The organism is Nocardioides pacificus, assembly GCF_054775955.1.
In genome coordinates this window covers 1-21,409 of sequence record NZ_BAAHCI010000002.1, presented here as the reverse complement: position 1 = coordinate 21,409, position 21,409 = coordinate 1, and the positions used below count along the sequence as shown (strand labels likewise).

Annotated in this window: 18 protein-coding genes; 9 read left to right on the top strand and 9 right to left on the bottom strand. The window is 70.3% G+C overall.

All coding sequences use genetic code 11. The features are described 5' to 3' along the window. Nucleotides 1-46: 46 nt before the first annotated feature. Nucleotides 47-403 (bottom strand): ArsR/SmtB family transcription factor, encoded by a 357-nt coding sequence (locus tag ACYU7L_RS00215; RefSeq protein WP_460793121.1) that lies wholly within the window; start codon nt 401-403, stop codon nt 47-49. Between the two features lie 97 nt (nt 404-500). Here ACYU7L_RS00215 and arsB point away from each other — a divergent pair, with 97 nt between their 5' ends. From arsB to ACYU7L_RS00200, 3 genes are all read left to right on the top strand, one after another. Then, the gene (gene arsB, locus ACYU7L_RS00210) at nt 501-1,616 is read left to right on the top strand and encodes an ACR3 family arsenite efflux transporter (protein ID WP_460793120.1); all 1,116 of its coding nucleotides are present in this window, start codon (nt 501-503) and stop codon (nt 1,614-1,616) included. Next, on the top strand, nt 1,616-2,242 hold the full coding sequence (locus ACYU7L_RS00205) for an arsenate reductase ArsC (RefSeq protein ID WP_460793118.1): 627 nt from the start codon (nt 1,616-1,618) through the stop codon (nt 2,240-2,242). Before arsB ends, ACYU7L_RS00205 begins: the two co-directional genes overlap by 1 nt. Before the next feature lie 126 nt (nt 2,243-2,368). After that, nucleotides 2,369-2,782 (top strand): arsenate reductase ArsC, encoded by a 414-nt coding sequence (locus tag ACYU7L_RS00200; protein WP_460793116.1) that lies wholly within the window; start codon nt 2,369-2,371, stop codon nt 2,780-2,782. A gap of 92 nt (nt 2,783-2,874) precedes the next feature. Here ACYU7L_RS00200 and ACYU7L_RS00195 read toward each other — a convergent pair whose 3' ends face one another. The 7 genes from ACYU7L_RS00195 to ACYU7L_RS00165 form a co-directional block, all read right to left on the bottom strand. Continuing rightward, complete coding sequence (locus tag ACYU7L_RS00195) at nt 2,875-3,180, bottom strand: hypothetical protein (protein ID WP_460793114.1); 306 nt, start codon at nt 3,178-3,180, stop codon at nt 2,875-2,877. Between the two features lie 154 nt (nt 3,181-3,334). After that, entirely contained in the window at nt 3,335-4,336 is a 1,002-nt protein-coding gene (locus tag ACYU7L_RS00190; protein WP_460793113.1) for an inorganic phosphate transporter, read from the bottom strand. Between the two features lie 3 nt (nt 4,337-4,339). Continuing rightward, on the bottom strand, nt 4,340-4,957 hold the full coding sequence (locus ACYU7L_RS00185) for a DUF47 domain-containing protein (RefSeq protein WP_460793112.1): 618 nt from the start codon (nt 4,955-4,957) through the stop codon (nt 4,340-4,342). 85 nt (nt 4,958-5,042) lie between these two features. Next, nucleotides 5,043-7,229 (bottom strand): RNA degradosome polyphosphate kinase, encoded by a 2,187-nt coding sequence (locus ACYU7L_RS00180; RefSeq protein WP_460793111.1) that lies wholly within the window; start codon nt 7,227-7,229, stop codon nt 5,043-5,045. Between the two features lie 89 nt (nt 7,230-7,318). Beyond that, nucleotides 7,319-8,062 (bottom strand): hypothetical protein, encoded by a 744-nt coding sequence (locus ACYU7L_RS00175; protein WP_460793110.1) that lies wholly within the window; start codon nt 8,060-8,062, stop codon nt 7,319-7,321. 123 nt (nt 8,063-8,185) lie between these two features. Further along, a complete protein-coding gene (locus tag ACYU7L_RS00170; protein ID WP_460793179.1) occupies nt 8,186-9,988 on the bottom strand; it encodes a glycoside hydrolase family 2 protein in 1,803 nt (600 codons plus the stop codon). A 2-nt stretch (nt 9,989-9,990) separates the two neighbouring features. Next, the gene (locus tag ACYU7L_RS00165) at nt 9,991-11,295 is read right to left on the bottom strand and encodes an MFS transporter (RefSeq protein WP_460793109.1); all 1,305 of its coding nucleotides are present in this window, start codon (nt 11,293-11,295) and stop codon (nt 9,991-9,993) included. A 37-nt stretch (nt 11,296-11,332) separates the two neighbouring features. On the opposite strand from ACYU7L_RS00165, the gene ACYU7L_RS00160 reads away from it, so the two are divergent. The 6 genes from ACYU7L_RS00160 (at nt 11,333) to ACYU7L_RS00135 (ending at nt 18,734) form a co-directional block, all read left to right on the top strand. Then, on the top strand, nt 11,333-12,436 hold the full coding sequence (locus ACYU7L_RS00160; RefSeq protein ID WP_460793108.1) for an alpha/beta hydrolase: 1,104 nt from the start codon (nt 11,333-11,335) through the stop codon (nt 12,434-12,436). 123 nt (nt 12,437-12,559) lie between these two features. Beyond that, the gene (locus ACYU7L_RS00155; RefSeq protein WP_460793107.1) at nt 12,560-13,693 is read left to right on the top strand and encodes a PAS domain-containing sensor histidine kinase; all 1,134 of its coding nucleotides are present in this window, start codon (nt 12,560-12,562) and stop codon (nt 13,691-13,693) included. Further along, nucleotides 13,690-13,839 (top strand): hypothetical protein, encoded by a 150-nt coding sequence (locus ACYU7L_RS00150; protein WP_460793106.1) that lies wholly within the window; start codon nt 13,690-13,692, stop codon nt 13,837-13,839. Before ACYU7L_RS00155 ends, ACYU7L_RS00150 begins: the two co-directional genes overlap by 4 nt. Nucleotides 13,840-13,934: 95 nt before the next feature. Then, nucleotides 13,935-14,618: an SGNH/GDSL hydrolase family protein gene (locus ACYU7L_RS00145; protein WP_460793105.1), complete on the top strand. Its 684-nt coding sequence runs from the start codon at nt 13,935-13,937 to the stop codon at nt 14,616-14,618. Between the two features lie 170 nt (nt 14,619-14,788). Beyond that, nucleotides 14,789-16,903, top strand: coding sequence for an acyltransferase family protein (locus tag ACYU7L_RS00140; RefSeq protein WP_460793104.1), 2,115 nt, complete (start codon nt 14,789-14,791; stop codon nt 16,901-16,903). 637 nt (nt 16,904-17,540) lie between these two features. After that, the gene (locus ACYU7L_RS00135; protein ID WP_460793102.1) at nt 17,541-18,734 is read left to right on the top strand and encodes a hypothetical protein; all 1,194 of its coding nucleotides are present in this window, start codon (nt 17,541-17,543) and stop codon (nt 18,732-18,734) included. A 126-nt stretch (nt 18,735-18,860) separates the two neighbouring features. Here ACYU7L_RS00135 and ACYU7L_RS00130 read toward each other — a convergent pair whose 3' ends face one another. Next, on the bottom strand, nt 18,861-21,044 hold the full coding sequence (locus ACYU7L_RS00130) for an acyltransferase family protein (RefSeq protein WP_460793101.1): 2,184 nt from the start codon (nt 21,042-21,044) through the stop codon (nt 18,861-18,863). Nucleotides 21,045-21,409 lie beyond the last annotated feature (365 nt).

The window sequence follows — 21,409 nt, the reverse complement described above, 5'->3', positions numbered from 1 at the left end:
CGCGTTACATGGGGGCGGGCGGGCGATCGAGGCGGGCGATGCGGCGTCAGCGGAGGATCTCGGCGACGCGCTCGAGCTGCTCGGGGACGATCGCGAACCAGGCCCAGGAGCCGCGGCGCTCGCGGACCAGCAGGCCGGCCTCGGTGAGGATCTTGAGGTGGTGGCTGACGGTCGGCTGGGAGACGCCGACGGCCGGGGTCAGGTCGCAGACGCAGGCCTCGCCGGCCTCGTTGGCGCGGATGATCGACAGCAGCTGGAGGCGGACCGGGTCGGCCACGGCCTTGAGGAGCCTGGCCAGCTCCTCGGCGTCCGCGCGGCTCAGCGGCGTCGTACCGATGCCCGAGCAGCAGGCGTCGGCGGGCTGGACGCTCGGAGGGGCGCTCGGCGCGGGCGTCGTACTCATGCTGTTCACCTTACATTGACACAGGTCGATATTGACATGGTTCGAAGCCGGGTGACAGGCTGCTGAGTGCATCGACAGTCGTCAATCCAGGAGCACCATGCCGTCCGTGAGCGCACCATCCCACCCCCAGCCTGCCGTCGTCGGCAAGCTGTCGATGCTCGACCGCTGGCTGCCGGCCTGGATCGGCCTGGCGATGGTCGTCGGGCTGCTGCTCGGCCGCTCCGTCGACGGCCTCGACGACGCGCTCGGCCAGGTGGAGATCGACGGGATCTCGCTGCCGATCGCGATCGGGCTGCTGGTGATGATGTATCCCGTCCTCGCCAAGGTCCGCTACGACAAGCTCGACTCGGTCACCTCCGACCGCCGCCTGCTGGTGTCGTCGCTGGTGCTCAACTGGGTGCTCGGGCCGGCGCTGATGTTCGCGCTGGCGTGGATCTTCCTGTCGGACCTGCCGGAGTTCCGCACCGGGCTGATCATCGTCGGGCTGGCCCGCTGCATCGCGATGGTGATCATCTGGAACGACCTCGCCTGCGGTGACCGCGAGGCGGCCGCGGTGCTGGTCGCGCTCAACTCGATCTTCCAGGTGATCGCGTTCGCCGGCCTCGGCTGGTTCTACCTCGACGTCCTCCCGAACTGGCTCGGCCTCGACACCGCCGCCCTCGACGTCTCCGCGTGGCAGATCGCCAAGTCCGTGCTGATCTTCCTGGGCATCCCGCTGCTGGCCGGCTACCTCAGCCGCAAGCTGGGGGAGAGGGCCAAGGGGCGCGAGTGGTACGAGTCGGCGTTCCTGCCCAAGGTCGGCCCCTGGGCGCTGATCGGGCTGCTCTTCACGATCGTCATCCTCTTCGCGCTGCAGGGCGACCAGATCACCAACCGGCCCCTCGACGTCGTCCGCATCGCGCTGCCGCTGCTGGTCTACTTCGCGCTGATGTGGGGCGGCGGCTATGCGCTCGGCAAGGGGCTCGGGATGACCTATGAGCGTACGACGACGCTGGCCTTCACCGCGGCGGGCAACAACTTCGAGCTCGCCATCGCCGTCGCCATCGCGACCTTCGGCGTCACCTCCGGGCAGGCGCTCGCGGGCGTGGTCGGGCCGCTGATCGAGGTGCCGGTGCTGGTCGGACTGGTCTACGTGAGCCTCTGGCTGCGCGACAAGTTCCCCCATGCCGAGACCGTGCCCGCCCCGGTCTCGTCGGACGAGAGGCGGCCCTGATGGACACGGACGCAGCGCGCCGCGAGGCGTCGTACGACCGGACCGTCGAGGAGCTCGGCTATCGCTTCGAGGGCGTCTTCTCGCCGGAGTCGATCGCGGCCGCCGTGGCGGAGGCGCGCGCGGAGCTCGAGGCGACCGCGACCGTGCGGGATTACCTGCCGGTGCTGGTCGGCCGGTTCGCCAGGGAGCGGCTGACCGCGGCGGCACAGGCGGACGGCAGGGTCGCCAAGCCGGTGCCGGAGCTGCTGTTCGTGTGTGTCCACAACGCCGGGCGCTCCCAGATGGCGGCGGCGCTGGCCGAGCACCTCTCGGGTGGGCGGGTGCACGTGCGCTCCGCCGGCTCGGCGCCCACCGGGGAGATCAACCCGGACGTGGTCACTGTCCTGGCCGAGCGCGGCATCACGCTGACCGAGGCCTATCCCAAGCCGCTGGTCGACGACGTCGTCCGCGCCGCCGACGTGGTGGTGACGATGGGGTGCGGCGACAGCTGCCCGATTCTGCCCGGCAAGCGCTACGAGGACTGGGACGTCCCGGACCCCGCCGGGCAGCCCCTCGACACGGTGCGCGACATCCGCGACGCCGTCCAGGCCCGGGTCACCGCGCTGCTGCGCGAGCTCGGCATCTGAGTCGAGCGACAATTCAGCAGGAAAACGCGATGCCTATCTGCGGAGTCCACGCTCAGGCGGGCTCCCGGCGCTCTGCGTTTTCCTGCTGAATTGTCGCTCACCCGCCCTCAACCCCAGGAGAACACCGTGAGCCACAAGCCGTCCGTCCTCTTCGTCTGCGTCCACAACGCCGGCCGCTCCCAGATGGCCGCCGCCTGGCTGGCCGCGCTGTCCGGCGGCGCCGTCGAGGTCCGCTCGGCCGGCTCCGCGCCCGCCGCGTCGGTCAACCCCTCCGCTGTCGAGGCGATGGCCGAGGTCGGCATCGACATCGCCGCCGAGGAGCCCAAGATCCTGACCGACGCGGCCGTCGAGGAGTCCGACGTCGTCATCACGATGGGCTGCGGGGACGCGTGCCCGTTCTATCCGGGCAAGCGCTACGAGGACTGGAAGCTCGACGACCCGGCCGGCCTCGGTGTCGAGTCGGTGCGCCCCATCCGCGACGACATCCGCGGGCGGGTCGTCGAGCTGCTCGAGTCGCTGGGCGTCACGCCGGTCGCCTGAGACGCCGTACGACGATCCGCCTCGGGCAGTTCGTGTGCCTCACGGCGCGCCGGAGCGCGTGCTCAGGCACACGACCCGGAGAAGGGGGACGGTCAGGCGGCGCTGGACCGGCTGCGCCACAGCTCGACGGCGCGGGCGGTGCCGCGGGCGGAGTGGAACCAGGCCCGCTCGGCGAGGCCGACGGCGATCATCGCGTCGCGGACCTCGGCGTCGGCGGGGGTGAAGGCGTGGCCGCCCTCGGCGGAGGCGACGGCCTCGGCGAGGACCGACTCGGGGATCCAGGTGCGGCGCAGGGCGAGGGCGGTGTCGACCCATTCCAGCCAGGCGCCGGTGGTGGAGACCTGTCGCGTCTCGACGACGAGGGGAGCACGCAGGTGCGAAGGCTGGTGGGGGTGCATGGGGGGCTCCTGACGTACGTGCTGGCGACACCACGTCTTCGGTGCCGAGGCCCCCTTGGATTGAGGGCCGGCACCTGTGGTCTGGACCGGATCTGGATCACAAACGCCCGGCACCCCTCGAGGGGGCGCCGGGCGTCAGTGGACGAGCAGAGAGTCAGACGACCTCGAGGAAGAAGTGCGTCACCCAGTAGCCGATCGCCGCGACGGCGCCGGCGGCCGGGAAGGTCAGCACCCAGGCGGTGAGGATCGACTTGGCCACGCCCCAGCGGACGGCGGAGAGGCGCTTGGTGGCGCCCACGCCCATGACCGCGGAGGTGATGGTGTGGGTGGTGGAGATCGGCGCCTCGAAGACGTACGCCGTGGAGTAGAGGACCGACGCGGCGACACCCTCGGCCGCGAACCCGCGGGGCGGGTCGAGGTGGATGATCCGACGTCCGAGGGTCCGCATGATCCGCCAGCCGCCCGACCAGGTGCCGAGCGAGATCGCGGTCGCGGCGGCGAGGATCACCCAGATGGGGAGGTCGTCGCCGGCGTTGACGTATTCGCCGGTGAGCAGCGCCAGGAAGATCACGCCCATCGTCTTCTGGGCGTCCTGCAGGCCGTGACCCAGCGCCATCGCGGCGGCCGAGGCGGTCTGCGCGAGCCGGAAGCCGCGGCTGACCCGGTGCGGGTTGACCTTCCGGAAGGCCCACATGATCGCCAGCATCGCTGCGAAGCCGAGCGAGAAGGCGACGATCGGCGACAGGATCATCGGGATGACGACCTTGTCGATGACCTTCTCCCAGTGCACGAACGTGCCGGCGGCGAGCGCCGAGCCGACCAGGCCGCCGATGAGCGCGTGCGAGGACGACGACGGCAGGCCGTAGTACCAGGTGATCATGTTCCAGGTGATCGCGCCGATCAGGCCGGCCATCACGATCACCAGACCATGGGTCCCGGTGGGTGGTGAGATGACCTCACTGACCGTCTGGGCGACCTTCTGGCCGAGGAACGCGCCGATGAAGTTCATCACCGCGGCCATGGCGAGGGCGATGCGCGGCGTCAGGGCACGGGTCGACACCGAGGTGGCGATCGCGTTGGCCGCGTCGTGGAAACCGTTGGTGTAGTCGAAGATGAGGGCGACGACGACAACCGCGATGATGATCGCGAGCTCCACGGGTCAGGACTCCTTGACCGCGATCTGCTCCACCGTGTTGGCGACCGTCTCGAAGCAGTCGATGGCCGCCTCGAGCGACTCGACGATGTCCTTGAGCTTGAGGACCTCAAGCGACTTGAACTCGCCCGAGAAGAGACGGGCCAGGGTGCGCCGGTGGGTCTTGTCGCCGGTGTTCTCCAGGCGATTGATCTCGATCCAGTACTCCTCGAGACCCTTCATCGCCTGCAGTCGCGGCATGGACTCCGCGGTCAGCTCGGCGCAGCGCTGGAGCACCTCGACGAGCGTCGAGAACTCCGGCATCAGCTCCTGGACCTCATAGAGGAGGATCAGGTCGACGGCCTCGTCCATCTCGTCCATCACGTCGTCGAGCCCGGAGGCCAGCGCGTAGATGTCCTCCCGGTCGAACGGCGTCACGAACGTGCTGTTGACCCGCCGGATGATGGCGTGCGTCGTCTCGTCGGCGGCGTGCTCGGCGTCGCGCATGCGGCGGGCGACGTCCTCTCGGTCGACGCCCTCCCCAAGCATTTCGGCGAGCAGGCCGGCCCCGGTGACGAGGTGCTGTGCGGACTCGGTGAACAGGTCGTAGAACGAACCGTCAACCGGGCGGAAACGAAAACCCACGTCGAACTCCTGATGAGGAGGATCTGAACGACGATCATGCTAGGGGGTCCGGCGACTCCGCACGCAACTCAGGGTGGTGTGACGCTCACCCCCTGCGTCGGCGCTGGCGCTCGATGAGCGTGTCCTGCAGGTGCAGCGACCCGCCGTTGCGGCGCCAGGTGCCCTCGGAGTCGAGCAGCCACGCGTCGGTGGCGTCGTCGAACGCGAGGTCGAGCATGTCGCCGAGATGGGAGACGTTGCGCTCGTCGGGGACCCGGACGAGCACCTCCACGCGCCGGTCGAGGTTGCGGTGCATCATGTCGGCCGAGCCGATCCACGCGACCGGCTGCCCGCCGTTCTCGAACCAGAAGACGCGGCTGTGCTCGAGGAAGCGGCCGAGGACGGAGCGGACCTCGATGTTCTCCGACAGACCGGGTACGCCGGGGCGCACGGCGCAGATGCCGCGCACCAGGAGCTGGACCGACACGCCCTCCTGGGAGGCGAGGTAGAGCGCGTCGATGACCTTCTCGTCGACCACCGAGTTGGCCTTGATCCGGATCCGCGACGGCCGGCCCTCGCGGTGGTGGACGATCGCCTCGTGGATCTGGCGGACCAGGCCGAGCCGGACCGAGTCCGGGGCGACCAGCAACTCGGCGTACTCGGCGTTGCGGGAGTAGCCGCTGAGGTTGTTGAACAGGTGGGCGACGTCCTCGCCGATCGCCTCGTCGGCGGTGAGCAGGCCGAGGTCCTCATACATCCGGGCGGTCTTGGGGTTGTAGTTGCCGGTGCCGATGTGGGTGTAGCGGCGGATGCCCTCGGGCTCGTCGCGCACGACCATCGACAGCTTGCAGTGGGTCTTGAGGCCGACCAGGCCATAGACCACGTGGCAGCCGGCGTGCTCGAGCTTGCGCGCCCAGCGGATGTTGGCCTGCTCGTCGAAGCGGGCCTTGATCTCGACGATCACCAGCACCTGCTTGCCGGCCTCGGCCGCGTCGATGAGGGCGTCGATGATCGGGGAGTCGCCGGAGGTGCGATAGAGCGTCTGCTTGATCGCCAGCACGTGCGGGTCGGCGGCGGCCTGCTCGAGGAAGCGCTGCACGGAGGTGGCGAAGGAGTCGTAGGGGTGGTGCAGGAGTACGTCGCGGCGCCGGGTCGCCTTGAACACGTCGACGGGGGAGGCCGACTCGACCTCGGCCAGCAGTGAGTGAGTCGTCGGCACGAACGCGTCGTACTTGAGGTCCTCGCGGGGGAGGTCGGCGATGTCGTGGAGCCCGCGCAGGTCGAGGGGGCCGGCGAGCTGGAAGACCTCGTCGCGGTGCACGCCGAGCTCGGTGATGAGCAGGTCGAGCACGGCCGGGTCGATGGTGTCCTCGACCTCGAGGCGCACGGGCGGGCCGAACTTGCGGCGCAGCAGCTCCTTCTCGAGGGCGGCGAGGAGGTTCTCGGCGTCGTCCTCCTCGACCTCGAGGTCCTCGTTGCGGGTGACGCGGAAGCTGTGGACCTGGAGCACCTCCATGCCGGGGAAGAGCCGCTTGAGGTGCTCGCGGATGACGTCCTCGAGGGGGACGAAGCGCTGGTTGCCCACGGAGATGAAGCGGTCGAAGATCGGCGGGACCTTGACGCGGGCGAAGTGCTCCTTGCCGGTCTTGGGGTTGCGCACCACGACGGCGAGGTTGAGCGAGAGCCCGGAGATGTAGGGGAACGGGTGGGCCGGGTCGACGGCCAGCGGCGTGAGGACGGGGAAGATGCGCTCCTTGAAGAGCTTCTTGCACTCCTTCTGCTCCTCGCGGGTGAGGTCGGGCCAGCGGACCAGCTCGATGCCGTGCTCCTCCAGCGCCGGGATGATCTTCTCGCGGAACAGGCACGCGTGGCGCCGGGTCAGCTCACCGGTGGTCTCGGAGATGCAGCGAAGCACCTCGCGCGGCAGCATCCCGCTGGCGGCGCGGACGGCGACGCCGGCGGCGATCCGCCGCTTGAGGCCGGCCACACGGACCATGAAGAACTCGTCGAGGTTGCTCGCGAAGATCGCCAGGAACCGGACCCGCTCGAGCAGCGGCAGCGAGTCGTCCTCGGCGAGCTCGAGGACCCGCTCGTTGAAGTGCAGCCACGACACCTCGCGGTCGAGGAACCGGTCGCGGAACTGCTCCAGCGCCGCCAGCTCCTCCTCACCCGGCACGTAGGGCGGGTCGATGTCGAAGCTGTCGCTCTCGACGCCGCGCGCCCCGAACTCCACGGGTCCCTCGTCGAGCGATCCGGCGACGTGGGCAGGCAGGGAACTCGTCTCGCTGGTCATCCTCTGAGTGTGTCACCAGCAGGTGAACGCCGGGTGTCGCTTCGCCACGCCCGCTGAGTCGGCGCGAGTGCGCTGTGGTGCCCGCCGCCTCAGCGGCGGCTGGGGATGACGTACGACGCGAGGACGAGCGCGAGGGCCACGAGGAGCACCGGGATCATCGGGGCCACGATGTCGGTCTGCAGGGAGATGGCGGCGGTCGCGGCGGCGTCGACGTACGCATTGCCGAAGGCCCCGACGAGGCGTGGCAGCAGCAGATAGCCGAGTACGGCGAGCAGCACCGTGCCGATGAGAGCGAAGCCGATGGAGCGGGCCGCGTGCCGCTTGGACGGCGCGAGGACGAAGCCCAGCGCGAAGGCGGCGAGGGCCGTGAGCGCGGCGGTGTTGAACGCCCACTCGCCAAGATCGCGGGCCTGGGTGTAGCGCTCGTTGAGCTCGGGCGGCAGGGCCACGCGCCGGTCGGTCCTGACCGCGCGCAGCTTGCGGGCGGCCCCGCGCTGGCCGGCGGCCTCGAGCTGGTCGGCGAGCTCGTCCTTCAGCGGCCGGAGGTCGAGTTGCCCCTCGTCGTCGATGCGGACCTGCTTGGCGGCGTCACGGACCCGCTCGTCGTCGGCGATCGCGGTGATGCCCTGCTTCTGCTGGGAGCTCAGCGGGCCGGTGCTGCGCTCGATCGCGCTGATCACCTGGTTGTCGAGCTCGCGACTCTCGAGTGCGGCGGCCAGCAGCGTGCCGGGCCGATCAGGGTCGAGGAGCGTCTGGTTGGCGACGTGCGCGGCGAGCGCGACGGTGGCGGCGAGGGCGCCGAGTGCGATCAGGAGCCCGGAGAGGAAACGCATGGGGGACAGGGTGCCAGCCGGCCGAGGGATCGCGCGCGATCATGCGCATTCGCGCCGACTCGGCGTCGTACGGGTGTGCGTTAGCGCCGACTCGGCCGCCTTGCGGGGTGCGTTAGCGCCGACTCAGGGGTGGGTTAGGGGGGTTAGGGCTGACCTGACCACTGACTCCTCGAGCTTCACTACTTCTCTGTCGTAGGTCACCAGGCCGTTGATCTCGTCTTCTACGTCGCTCAACTGGGTGTAGACGGTCGCGGACAGGCCGGCTGGCACTGTCGGCGCGAGCTGGCGGCGGTGGAGGGCGGTGAAGACTCTGGCCAGGGCCTTCGCCGAGCGGAAGCGGCGGTAGCCGAACTTCTTCGCGCCCCACGTGTGGCCCTCGACGGCCAGGCCGTAGCCGCCGTACTCCGAGAGCACCAGCGCCCTGGGCTCGAGGCGGTGGCGGACCATCGGCGGCAGCCGGAAGCGGCGGAAGTAGACGTGCAGGCTGAGCAGGTGGCCGCCGCCCTGGTCGTGCCAGCCGCTGGCGTGGTCGACGCTGCGGGTCGGGTCGAGCGTCGCGATCTCGGCGGCGATCCGCTCGGCGTCGAACTGCCCCCACCCCTCGTTGAACGGCACCCACACGGCCAGCGAGGTGACGTTGCGCAGGTGCTCGACGGTCTCCCGCGCCTCGATCTCGTACGACGCGCGCCCGGCGGCGTCGGCGCGTCCGAAGGCCCGGTGCCCGCGCCGCCCGGTGTCGCGCAGCCGCGCCCCGGGGGCGACGGCGGGGAGCGTGATCACCCGCGGCCGATAGGCCGAGCCGCCGTTGACCATGTCCTGCCAGACGATCATCCCGAGCCGGTCGCAGTGGGCATACCACCGCAGCGGCTCGATCTTGATGTGCTTGCGCAGCATCGTGAAGCCGAGCCGCTTCATCGTCTCGATGTCGAAGACCATCGCCTCGTCGGACGGCGGCGTGCACAGCCCGTCGGGCCACCAGCCCTGGTCGAGCACGCCGGCCTGGAAGTAGGGCAGCCCGTTGAGCAGCAGCCGCGGCACGCCCGCCCCGTCGAGCGCGACGCCGAAGGACCGCATCCCGACGTACGACGTGACCTCGTCGCGGCCGAGGCGCACCCGCACGTCGTAGAGGTAGGGATCCTCCGGGCTCCACAGCCGCGGCTCCGGCACGGGCAGCGTCACCGGGCTCCCGACCGGCGCGAGCGTGCTGGTGACGATCTCCCCGTCGGCGATCAGCTCGATGCACGCCCCGGCAGCCTCAGCCCCGTCGGAAGCAGCACCGCCCGCGTGCACCGTCACCTCGAGCGACGACGTCGCGAGGTCGGGCACCAGCGTCAGCCGCTCGACGTACGTCGCGGGGACGACCTCGAGCCAGACGGTCTGCCAGATGCCGGAGAACGGCGTGTACCAGATCCCGCCGCGCTTGGTCCGCTGCTTGCCGCGCGAGCGGTGGCCGGCGTCGGTCTCGTCCTGCACGGCCACGACCAGCTCCACGGACGCGCCGGAGAACGACGACGTCACGTCGAGCGTGAACGGCAGATAGCCCCCGTCGTGCCCGCCCACGTCCACCCCGCCGACGAACACCCGGCAGACCTGGTCGACGGCGCCGAAGTGCAGCAGCACCCGCTCGCCGGCCGACGGCACCAGGTCGTGAGGGAGCGTGACGGAGCGGCGATACCAGAGCGTCTCGTCGGCCCCCAGCGTCCGCCCGACCCCCGACAGCGGCGCCTCGGGGGAGAACGGCACCACGATCACCCCGTCGTACGACGCGGGCTGGGGCCCGGCGAGCGCGGCCGGGCCGGCTCCAGACACGATCGCGTAGTCCCACCGCCCGTTGAGGTTCAGCCAGCGCTCCCGCACCAGCTGCGGGCGCGGATACTCCGGCAGCGGCGCGTCCGCGTCGAGCGAGCGTCCCCAGCGCGTCAGCATGCTCACGCCGCCACCCCCTCGCGCGGCCCGGACGTGCCAAGAGGAGCAAGAGGCACCCGCCGCAGGAACCACACCGGCACCACGATCAGCGCCAGCACGGCGAGCGAGGCCAGGAAGATCCCAGGAGTCGGCACCTGCTTCGTGACCCCGAGGTCGGTGTAGGTCTGCCCCGACCCGCTGATCACCGCCGCCCCGATGAACGGCCCGATCGCCATCGGCAGCAGCACCGCGAAGACCATCCGCAACCCCTGCACCTGCCCGGCGCGTGCGGGCGGGGTGGCGTCGCGGACGAGGGCGCCGACGGTCGCGACGAGCAGCATCATGCCGCTCATCATGACGAGCCCCGCCCCCACAACCGGCCACATCCCCCGCACGACGTACATCAGCACCAGCCCGACGCCGTACAACCCAGCCGCCGGCAGCAGGGATGCGAGCTTGCCGACCCGGTCGATCAGCCGCCCGCCGAGCACGCTGGCGACGGTGGCCCCGACGAGGACGATCGCGAGCACCAGCGCATAGCCCTCGATGCGCAGCGTCTTCTGCAGATAGATGATCAGGAACGGCAGGTAGACCTGCGTCGCGACGCCCCACACCGCCCAGACCGCGAGCGCGAGGTAGAGCGCCGGGTTGGCGCGCGCGGCCGACGGGCGCAGGCTGTGGCCGACCGAGCGGAGGTAGCCGTCGGGCGAGCGGGTCAGCGTCGGCGCGTCGCGGACCGTGAACCACGCGACCACCCCGGCGAGCACGACGACCCCGCCGATCAGCGCGAAGAACAGCTCCCAGCGCCCGGCGCGGGTCAGCGGGTCGAAGCCGCCGAAGACGATCAGCATCGCCACCAGCGCGAGCGGCGCGAGGACCGCCTCGACCCGGCCGCGGTTGGCGGGGGTGGTGATGTCGGTGACCCAGGCCTGGTACGACGCGTCGTTGGCGCCCGCGCCGAGGAACGACATCACGCAGTCCACGACGATCACCGCGGCGACGGCCAGCGCGACCGCGTCGCCGACGGGCGCCCACCCGGCGACGGCGTCGGCCGAGAGGAACCCGAAGGCTGCGGTGGTGAGCCCCCACACGACGTACCCGCCGGCGATGAAGACCCGCCGCGAGCCGACCCGGTCCGACCAGGCGCCGACCAGCAGCGTGGCCAGCGTCACGGTGATCGCGCTCGCCGCGACGAGGGCCGCGATGACCGTGGGGTCGTCGGTGATGGTCTCGTGGACGAAGACGTTGAGATACATGTTCTCGACCGTCCAGGCGAGCTGGCCCACGAGGCCGAGACCGACGACGAGGGTCCATGTGCGGGAGGTCACAGGACCGGACCCTAGTGGGGCGGTAGGTTCTGCGCCCATGACATCGCACAAGCACGCGCAGCGGGGCACGTCGACCAGAGCCAAGGCCACGGCCAAGCGCGCCAAGGACATCGCCGAGCGGGCCCTCTTCACCGCGGCGATGAACCTGCCGGAGAAGGCGCAGCGCCGCCTCGCCGGCAAGCCGGTGGTCCGCGACGGGCAGACCCTGTCGGTCGACACCCAGCTGATGCTGCGGCTGCAGAAGCTCGCCCGGATCCCGGCGGTGGAGACGCTGCCGATCGTGGACGGGCGCGCGGCGATCCTGCACCAGTCCGGGCTGGTGGGCGGCCGGCAGCCGATCGGGCGCACCGAGGAGGTCACGGTCGCGGGGATGGCGGCGCGGCTCTACGTGCCGACGGCGATCGCGGGCGGCAAGCGGCGCGGGGGGCCGAAGCGGCCGCTGCTGGTGTTCTTCCACGGCGGGGGCTGGATCTACGGCGACCTGGAGTCGCACGACGCGGCGTGCCGGCTCCTGGCCGAGGAGTCGGGCGTGCGGGTGCTGGCCGTCGACTACCGACTGGCACCGGAGGACCCGTTCCCGTCGAGCTACGAGGACTGCGTGGCGGCCTACCGCTGGGTGGTGGAGCACGCCGACGACCTCGACGTGGACGTCGACCGGCTCGCCGTCGGCGGCGACTCGGCCGGCGGCTGCCTGTCGACGACGGTCGCGATCACGGCCGCCATCGAGGGGCTCCCGCTCGCCTTCCAGCTGCTGATCTATCCCGCGACCGATGCCCGCGGCGGCAGCGAGAGTCGTCGTACGTTCCGCGAAGGGTTCTTCCTCAGCCAGGCGTTCATGGATCTGGCGACGTCGCACTACCTGCCCGACGCGACCACGCACACCGACTGGCGGGCCTCGCCGCTGCTCGCCGAGATCCCCGACGGCCTCGCGCCGGCGTACGTCGCGACCGCCGGCTTCGACCCGCTGCGCGACGAGGGCGAGGCCTACGCCCGCAAGCTCGCCGAGGCGGGGGTGACGGTGGAGCTGCAGCGCTACCCCGACCAGATCCACGGGTTCCTCAACGTGGTCGGCGCCGGGCACACCTCACGCGCCGCCGTCGAGCAGATCGCCGCCAAGCTGCACGCCGCCCTGAGACCCTGAGACCCTGCGCCCCCGGAAAGAATGCGACGGACTGGCTGAGCCCGAGGGGGCTGGATCGCCAAAACAGCGCATTGTCTTAAGCGGGTCCGGGCGCACCCCGCGGGAGCGTGATACAAGTCTCACGTGGGGGAGCGCGACGGAGACGGGACCCTCGACGAGTCCCTGCTGCAGACGCTGCTGCGTGAGACGACTCTCGCCGTGGCGGCTACGGACGCGTCCGGAAACCTGTCGATGATGAGCCCGGCGCTCCAGGCGATGCTGCAGGTGCCGTTCACCTCGGTGAGCGAGCAGGACCTACCTGAGCACTTCCGCACGTACGACGAGAGCGGGTCACGGCTGCTGCGCCCCGACGAGGTGCCGGTCGCCCGGGCCCGCAGGGGCGAGTCGGTGCGCGACGAGATCATCGTGGTGAACCGGGCCGACGGGGTGATGCTGCACCTGCGCTGCAACGGGGCTCCGCTGCGCCGCGCCGACGGAACGATCCGCGGCGGCATCATCCTGGTCGCCGACGTGACGGCCGAGCGGACGGCGCTGGCAGAGCAGGAGGCGCTGCGCGACCGGCTGATCGAGACCGTCAGCCACGAGCTGCGCACCCCGCTGGCCTCGCTGCTGGGCCACGCGGAGCTGCTCGAAGACCTCGCGCTCGACCTGCCGCCCCAGGCGCGGCGCTCGCTCGAGGCCCTGGTGGCCGCCGGGCGCCGGCTCCACGATGTCGTCGACACGGTCTCGGAGCTGCTCGACCTGGAGGACGCGAGCCGGCTCGACCGGACGGAGGCCGACGTCGCGGCGCTGGTGCGCCGGACGGTGGGGGAGTCCGAGGCCCGCGCGGCGGCGCTGGGGATCACGCTGGTGCCGGAGCTGCCCGAGAGCATCGACGCGGTGGTCTGCCAGGCGCGGCTGCGGCGCGCGGTCGCCTCGCTGCTGGAGAACGCGCTCACCTATGCGCCGCGCGGCTCGGCCGTCCGGGTCCGGGCCTACACCGACGACGCGGCCGTCCGCATCGACGTCAGCGACGCCGGCCCGGGGATCCCGGCGCGCGACCGCGACCGGCTGGTGCAGCCCTTCGAGCGCGGCGTCGACGCACGGCCGGTGAGCAGCCGGGGCCTCGGGCTCGCGGTGGCGCACACGGTCGCGGTCGCCCACGGCGGCACGCTCACGCTCGAGGACGCCGAGCCGCACGGGCTGCACGCGAGTCTCTGCCTGCCGCTGGCGGAGCCGGCGCCATGTCTTAACGCCGACGACAGGAGACACCCATGACCGCCACCCCCGAGCCTGAAGAGTCCCGGGACCTCGTCGAGCGCTTGACGGAGGACGTCGTCGACCACGGCGAGGCCGCCGACGCCGACGGTCCCTCGAACGTGTCGGCGGACGACGCGCCGCACGAGGCCGAGCCCCCGGACTGAGCCGCAGTCCCCGCGCGGGCCGATCTGTCGGAAACGGCCTTTTCCGCCGTCGCGCCTCGGCATAATTGAGGGGACAGCGCGGTTGAGGGAGTCTCGTGGGAATCATCAAGACCCGGCGCCTGCTGACCGGGCTCATCGCCCTGGTCGCGGCGCTCGTGGTGGGCGCGACGGCGGCCGTCCAGGCGATGGGCGACGTCGAGCTCAGCCAGCGCGGCATCCCGACGGTCTTCATGGGTGACTCGATCACCCAGGCGGGCACAGAGACCTTCGAGTCGGTGCCGGCCGAGCGCTCGTGGGTGCGGTACGTCGTGACCGACGACCGCACGCCGTGGCGCTACCTCGCCAACGTCGCGGTGTCAGGGCAGACGCTGCTCGAGATGGAGGCGCGCTTCGACCGCGACGTGCTCGCCCGCAAGCCCAAGGCCGTGGTGATCTCGGGCGGCACCAACGACATCCGCAAGGGCGTGGACCTGCACGCCTCTCTCGACGCGCTGCGGGCGATGGTCGAGCGGGCCCAGGCCGACGGCCTGAAGGTGTGGGTCGTCGCCCCGCCGCCGGTGGTGCTCCCCGACGGTCAGCCGGTGGCGCCGATGGTGGTCGCGCAGGCCCTGGTGGCCGCCGAGCTCGACGTACCCTTCCTGGTCGCGACGCGCGAGGCCGTCGCCGACGACGCCTGGCGCGACGGCTTCTCCGCCGACGGCATCCACCCGACCCAGACCGGCGCCAAGGCGCTTGCGCAGGCCGTGCTCGCCCAGGCCGTGCTCGCCCAGGTATACTGAGCAGGCAGGAACGCGCACGCTCAGCCCGCCGAGTCGGCGCAAGGGCGCCCGGGGCAGTGTGCACTTGCGCCGACTCGAGGGTCGTACGGCGTGCACGAATCGGCTGACTTCTGGCCGGATTCCCAGCCAAGCCGACGCATTGTTTCGGGGCATGAAAGCCTGACCCGGCGATGAATGCCCCGAACCCCCGCCGCAACGCCGGCCAGCACCGCCGTGCCGACATCCAGGGGCTCCGGGCGGTGGCCGTGCTGCTGGTGGTGGCCCACCACCTGACCGGGCGGCCCGCGGGCGGGTTCATCGGGGTCGACGTGTTCTTCGTGATCTCGGGGTTCCTGATCACCGGGCTGCTGCTGGGGGTGGGGCGCGGGGGACGGATCTCGCTGCGCGACTTCTACGTGCGGCGGGCGCGGCGGATCCTGCCGGCGGCGCTGCTGGTGCTGGCGGTGACGGTGCTTGCCTCGGCGGTGCTGCTGCTGGCCGATCGGGCTGAGCGGGTGGCGGAGGACGCGCTGTGGGCGGCGGGGTTCGCGGCCAACTGGCACTTCGCCGACGTGGGCACGGACTACTTCGCCTCGGCGCTGCCCGACTCCCCGCTGCGCCACTACTGGTCGCTGGCGGTGGAGGAGCAGTTCTACGTCGTGTGGCCGCTGCTGGTCGTCGCGGCGGTGGCGCTCACCCGCCGCCGCACCCGGCTGACCGCGGCCCGCCTCGTCGGCGTCGTCGCGCTGGTCGTCGTGGCGGCATCGTTCGCGTGGGCGGTGCACCAGGCGGTGAGCGACCCGACCGTCGCCTACTTCTCCACGCTCACCCGCGGCTGGGAGCTGGGCGTCGGCGCGCTGCTCGCGGTCGGCGCCGGTCGGCTCGGCCATCTCACCCCGGCCGCCCGCAACACCCTCGCCCTGACGGGGATCGCCGGCCTTGCCGTCTCGGTCGTGGCGATCACCGAGGACTCCCTCTTCCCGGCGCCCGTCGGCGCGCTGCCGGTGCTGTCCGCGGCGCTGCTGCTCGCCGCGGGGACCGGCGCAGCGGGCGCGGACCGGATCGGCGCGACATGGCTGCTGCGCCAGCGCCCGGCGACCTATCTGGGCGACATCTCCTATTCGCTGTATCTGTGGCACTGGCCGGTGATCGTGCTGCTGCCGGCCGCGCTCCCCAGCGGCCTCGACCTGCCCGCCGACGGCTGGGCCCAGCGGAGCCTGGCGCTCGCGGTCACGCTGGCAGCGACGGTGGCGTCCTACCACCTGGTGGAGCGCCCGTTCCTCAGCCCCCGCGCGGCCGGCGGCGCTCGTCGTACGACGCGACACCGGCTGCAGGGCGGCGCCCTCGGGGCGATCGTCGCCGTAGCGGCCAGCGCGCTCGTGGTCAGCCTGGTGCCGGTGAGCGCGCCGCCGGCGCCGTCGGTGGCCCGGGGCCTGGCGGTGAGCGACCCCGCCGACGGCCCGCCGCCGCTGGAGCAGCTCAGCGACGGGCTGCGCGAGGCGCTGGACGCGACCCGCTTCCCGGCACTCTCCCCGGCGCTCGGCGACGTCGCGGCGGGCATCACCCCCGAGATGGAGCCGCCGGCCGGTTGCCTCAACCCGCCGCTGCTCGGGACACCCACGGACTGCCTGTACGGCGACGAGTCGGCGCCGCGTACGGCGGTCGTGGTGGGCGACTCGGTGGCGGTATCGTGGGTGCCGGCGGTACGGGCGGCGCTGGAGGAGGAGGGCTACCGCATCCACGCGGTGGGCGTCTCCAACTGCCCGGTGGCCGACGTGGACATCGTCGCGGAGGTGTCGCTGGACCCCGGGCACCCGTGCGGGCAGCAGCACGACGCGGTCTATGCCCAGGTGGACGCGCTCGACCCCGACCTGGTGATCGCCTCCGACACCGAGCTCGGCATCCTGCGGCTGTCCAGCGGGGCCACCGAGCAGCAGGCGGTGCGCGAGTGGGACCGGGGGATGCGGAGCGCGCTGCGGCAGCTGTCGAGCGGCGGCGCCGAGGTTGTCGTACTCGCTCCCAACCCGGCGGGCACCGCCCCCGAGGACTGCGTGACGCCCAAGGCGACGCCGGCTGACTGCGAGGCGGTGATCACCGACCAGTGGCTGTGGAAGCAGGCGGCCGAGCTGTCCGCGACGCGGGCGACGGGGGCGCGCTATGTCGACACGCGGCCGTGGTTCTGCATTGAGGGGCGCTGCCCGATCTTCAGCCTGGGGATGACCGTGCGCTGGGACATGCTGCACGTCACCGGGGACTACATGAAGCTGCTGGGTCCGTGGCTGCGGGCGGCGTTGATCGGCACCTGACGCACGGGCGGGAGCTCACAGAGAAGGAGGCTGCTGAGGCGGCCCGCGGCGTCGGGCGGGGGCGTCTGGTGCCCGTGAAAGGCGCCGTGCTTGGGGCAGACCGCCCCGGAGTTGATGCAGGTGACGCAGGTCCGGCCGTGCGGAGGGACGCCGTGGCAGCCCGGGCACACCTGAAGCTCGTTGAAGCACTTGCGGCATTCCATCTGCCCCTAGCCCCGCCTTTCGCCCCCGCGGGAGGCGCCGGGCTGTTGGGCCGACACCTCGAAAGCCGACCCGCTCCCCAGCGCAGTCGCACGATTCGCTCCAGTGTGCTGGTTCAGACATGGATCGTCGGATTTCTTTGCGGATCTGTGGGCGTTCGGGGGTGAAGTCGTGTCAGTTCGCCCGCGCTCCATCCAGGGCCGGAGGCGCTCGCTTGTTGTCTCTGGATGCGTCGAGCTCCCGCCCGGCTCGGGTGGCCAGAAGGCTCGGGGTCCCCCCTCGAAGTGGGCGTCGCGAGGGGATGGTCAGGTCGCCTCTTGGCGGCCGCTCTGCCGTGCAATGATTGGGCGCCTTCCAACTGCGGCATATGGCCACGTTAGTCACGGCTGAGACAGCCGCGACAGAGACCACTGTCGGTGGCGTCAAGCGTCAGGCGGTGGACGGGAACAAGCACTTCAAGGGGCTGCTGATCTTCGGGCGGGGCCAGGGGAGCATCTCTCCGTCCCTGCGCGTGCCGGTCCACAGCAACCTCATCATCGATGGGGACGAGATCGCCGCCGCTCAGGGGCCATCGACCTACGGCTACGACAAGGTCGGGTTCTCCAACAACGTCACCATCCGCGGTGATTTCTCCGGCGAAGCAGCCCTTGGCGTCAACAACCCCCACGATGTCCTCGGCGCCAACGACTTCGTCGTCACCGGCACCGCCGAAGGCGCCATGCTCGGCATTACCAGTACTTACGCTCGGATCAGCGAACTGCACTCCTACTCGCCTGACGCCGACTACGGCACCGCCAACGCCTTCAGCGCACAAATGGAGATCTCTAACGGCGGCCACGCGGACAACGCCTATTCGACCTACATCCACCCGCCCCTCGCCACCGGGGGCGGGACGATCGACAAGGGGTACAACCTCTTCCTCCGCAAGCCCGCAGCGGACGCGCCGACGAATTACTGGTCGCTCTACGCCGAGGGCAAAGCCGAGTTCGCCGGGACCGCGCTGTTCAAGGGCGCCCTGCCTGGCACAGCATCCACCCCCGGTGGCGTGTACGTAGGGCAGGGCAGCAACACCAATGTCGGCATCGAGTTCGCCGACGGAACGAGGAACTTCCGCATCGCCAACGATCAGCTTGGCGCCCTCTCGTTCGAGTTGCCGGGCGTCGAGCTCCTGGCAAAACTGAAGGCGGACGGCGAATGGGCCACGCGTGGGCGGGTGGTCGCTGGCAGTGCTTCGGGTGGAGCGGTCACGCCGACCAATGCCGACGCAGCGACCGGTGTCTACATCGGCCGTGGGCCCGCCGGGAACACCGGGATCGTGCTCACCAGCGGGACAGTTGCCTACCGGATCAGCAACGAGAATCACCGGATCGTGTTCTCCCGCCCGGGCACTGCCGTGCACCTCGAGATCGACCAGTCCGGCAACCTCATCACCCAGGCAGGCGCAGGCCTCTACGCCCAGGGAGCGGGATTCAAGGTCGGCACCGCGACTGACCAGAGGCTCGGGTTCTTTGGCGCCACACCGACCCTCCGTCCGTCGGGCACACCGGCTTCCGCTAGCGATGCAGCCTCGACTCAGACGCTGGTCAATGATCTGCGGGCCAAGCTGATCGCACTTGGCCTGATCGCATAACCAGGCGCGATAGCGCCCGAGAGTTCAGCGACGGCTCGCTCCTCTTTCTGAACTCCTAACTCATGTAAGTCCAGGTCCCGGCGTCGGCAGAGAACTTCGAACAACTCGCCGCCACCGTTTCGATCGTCAGGGCCGAGATGCGGGCCGCGCTGCAACGTCCAACAGGCCAGCCCGCTGAAACGCCTCCGCCATGACCGGGGCAATCTTCACGGCGTAGTCCGTCGTCATGTGCACGAAGTCGAGCTTCGTCGGAGTCTGATCCACGAAGGCTGGACACAACTCCTCGACACAGAACCACTGTGAAGCGTCGAGCCATTCACCCCCGAGGTCTTCGATCATCGCCCGGTCAGCTGCGGCCTGATCGGTCCAGTAGCCGCCTACGCTGCTGACGCACTCGGCGGGGCTGCTGGATGGGGTGTAGCACTCTGCGATCTCGACGTCGGAGGGCGGCGGCGACAAGATCACTGGGGTTCCAATCGCGTGCCGAACATGACCCAGGATCGTTCCCGTGCTGGCCGCCATGTCCGCCGGGGAGAGGGGGTCATCAGCACCGGCCGGCACGCGCGGCTCGTAGACGTTCGACACGAACAGCAAATCGGGCTCGATGGCCCGAACGGCGGCCATGACATCCTTCTTGCGCGCGGGGCAGGCTCTTTCAGTCGCCTGGTCGGCATTGCCGATCAGGATGTCTGTGAAGGCGCAGCCGAACATCCCCATCGTGATGAAACGCCATCCGGGACGAGCGGCGAACACCTCACGCAGAGATGCCGCGTAGGTCATCGACACTGAATCGCCCACAAGGACGGCGGTTCGGGCATCTGGTGCGTTCGATCCCCAGGAACACGCCGCGATGTCGAGTGGCTGCACACCTCCACACTGGAGGATGTCTGCCGCCGCCTGCGGGCTGCCAATCGCATCGTCCATCGACGGATCGAGGCTCTTGGGCCAGCTCGTCGCCGCGAGCGCAGCGGCGATCTCCTGTTGAAGGGCAACAGTTCTCCGCCCAGGAAGGTCGTCCCCTCCGGCGCTTGATCCCGCCTCGCCCGTCGGCGCGGTCACCGTGAAGGACTGCGGCGGCTCCACTGGCCGGAGAGCGGAGGCAGACAGCAGAATCGTGATGAAGACCAGGCCCGCGACTACGAAGTAGCGGTAACTCCCGGTTACCTCGGCAGGGAAGTAGGCGCCGCGCCGCTCCTTCTTGCGGACGAGCCACCCGGACTGCCGGATCGGATCTTCGACTAGGTGGTACGCGAGAGCTGAGAGTCCAGCCATAACCGCGAGCAGTACAAGCCGGTCGGACGTACTCTCGCCAAGGACCGTAGCGCCAACGATGATGACCGGGAAGTGCCACAGATAGAGCGAGTAGGAGATGTCGCCGACGTAGTTGCTGAGCCGGTTCGTCAACGGGAAGAGGTGCCTCTGCTGCCGCTGTCTATCAGCGAAGGTGCCGGCTGCGATGACGAGGGCCGCCGAGAGGACCGGGAAGGCGGCCGCCGGCGCCGGGAAGCCCGCGTCGGCTGTGACTAGCCAGAGCGACGCGGTCATGCCAACGACGCCCACCCAGGCCAGAGCCGGACGCAGCGCGTCGGGGATACGTATGAGGAGCGGGACGCATACTGCGAGCAGGGCGCCTACCCCCAGCTCCCAGACGCGGGCGAAGGTATCGAAATAAGCGCGCGTCGCGCTGTCGCCGGTCTCCACCACGGCCCAGGCGAACGACGCCGCAACGACCGCAACCATGACGATGCCCGCCCCGATGCGACGTGCGTGCTGACTCGCGACGCGGGCCAGCACGGCGTAGACGACGAGAAGCAGGATCGGCCAGCCGAAGTAGAACTGCTCCTCGATCGACAGCGACCAGAAGTGCTGGAGCGGTGAGACCGGGCCCGCGGCGTTGAAGTAGTCCGTCTCGAGGTCCATGAAGCGGAAGTTCGCCCCGAACAGGAGAGCCCAGATCGAGTCGGTGCGGATGGAATCGGCTCGTGCGGCGCCGAACGCGGCATAGGAGGCGATGACCGTGACGACAAGGACGAGCGCTGCCGCGGGGATGATCCGCTTGATTCGCCGGCGATAGAAGTCGACCCAGCGAATCCCGGTCGTCTCTGCCTGATGTAAAAGGTGGCCGGTGATCAGGAAGCCTGAAATCGCGAAGAAGATGTCGACCCCGACAAACCCGCCCCGCGGGTAGTGGAACAGGTGGTCGGCCAACACGGCTAGGACGGCGAAGGCGCGCAACCCTTGGATGTCCCAACGCATCGACGTTGGTCGAGTGGATTGGTTTTCGGCGCGCGCGAGGGCGGGCTTGAACAAGTGTGCTCCCCGTATTGACAGTCGTCCCGAGTCGGCCGTACCAGCGCCCGAGGTTGGTCCGACCGGCAGCATAGTGCGCGCGTCCCCACTTTCGACGCTCGTCCATCTGATCGTTACGAGACAGGCGCAACAAACTGCTCGACTCCTACGCTAAGCAAGCGGAGGCCAACGGTCTCTGCCGCGCACTGGCAGCCGAGCAAAACGTCGCGTTTGTCGACCTGTTCGACTACTTGAACGGCACTGGCATGTGGTCCGACAACCGGGACTGCTGCACGGATAGGTGACATCTGATCTGTGGTGCCGAGAGGTGCTGCTGGAAGGATGTGCACTGTGCCGAAGCCGTACCCCAAGGAGTTCCGCGACGA

What these genes read in the sequence shown, in the direction of transcription:
- ACYU7L_RS00160 (WP_460793108.1), top strand. Translation starts at nt 11,333, where the DNA reads ATGACATCGCACAAGCACGCGCAGCGGGGCACGTCGACCAGAGCCAAG.
- ACYU7L_RS00150 (WP_460793106.1), top strand. Translation starts at nt 13,690, where the DNA reads ATGACCGCCACCCCCGAGCCTGAAGAGTCCCGGGACCTCGTCGAGCGC.
- ACYU7L_RS00140 (WP_460793104.1), top strand. Translation starts at nt 14,789, where the DNA reads ATGAATGCCCCGAACCCCCGCCGCAACGCCGGCCAGCACCGCCGTGCC.
- ACYU7L_RS00215 (WP_460793121.1), bottom strand. Translation starts at nt 403, where the DNA reads ATGAGTACGACGCCCGCGCCGAGCGCCCCTCCGAGCGTCCAGCCCGCC.
- ACYU7L_RS00175 (WP_460793110.1), bottom strand. Translation starts at nt 8,062, where the DNA reads ATGCGTTTCCTCTCCGGGCTCCTGATCGCACTCGGCGCCCTCGCCGCC.
- ACYU7L_RS00180 (WP_460793111.1), bottom strand. Translation starts at nt 7,229, where the DNA reads ATGACCAGCGAGACGAGTTCCCTGCCTGCCCACGTCGCCGGATCGCTC.
- ACYU7L_RS00170 (WP_460793179.1), bottom strand. Translation starts at nt 9,988, where the DNA reads ATGCTGACGCGCTGGGGACGCTCGCTCGACGCGGACGCGCCGCTGCCG.
- ACYU7L_RS00195 (WP_460793114.1), bottom strand. Translation starts at nt 3,180, where the DNA reads ATGCACCCCCACCAGCCTTCGCACCTGCGTGCTCCCCTCGTCGTCGAG.
- arsB (WP_460793120.1), top strand. Translation starts at nt 501, where the DNA reads ATGCCGTCCGTGAGCGCACCATCCCACCCCCAGCCTGCCGTCGTCGGC.
- ACYU7L_RS00205 (WP_460793118.1), top strand. Translation starts at nt 1,616, where the DNA reads ATGGACACGGACGCAGCGCGCCGCGAGGCGTCGTACGACCGGACCGTC.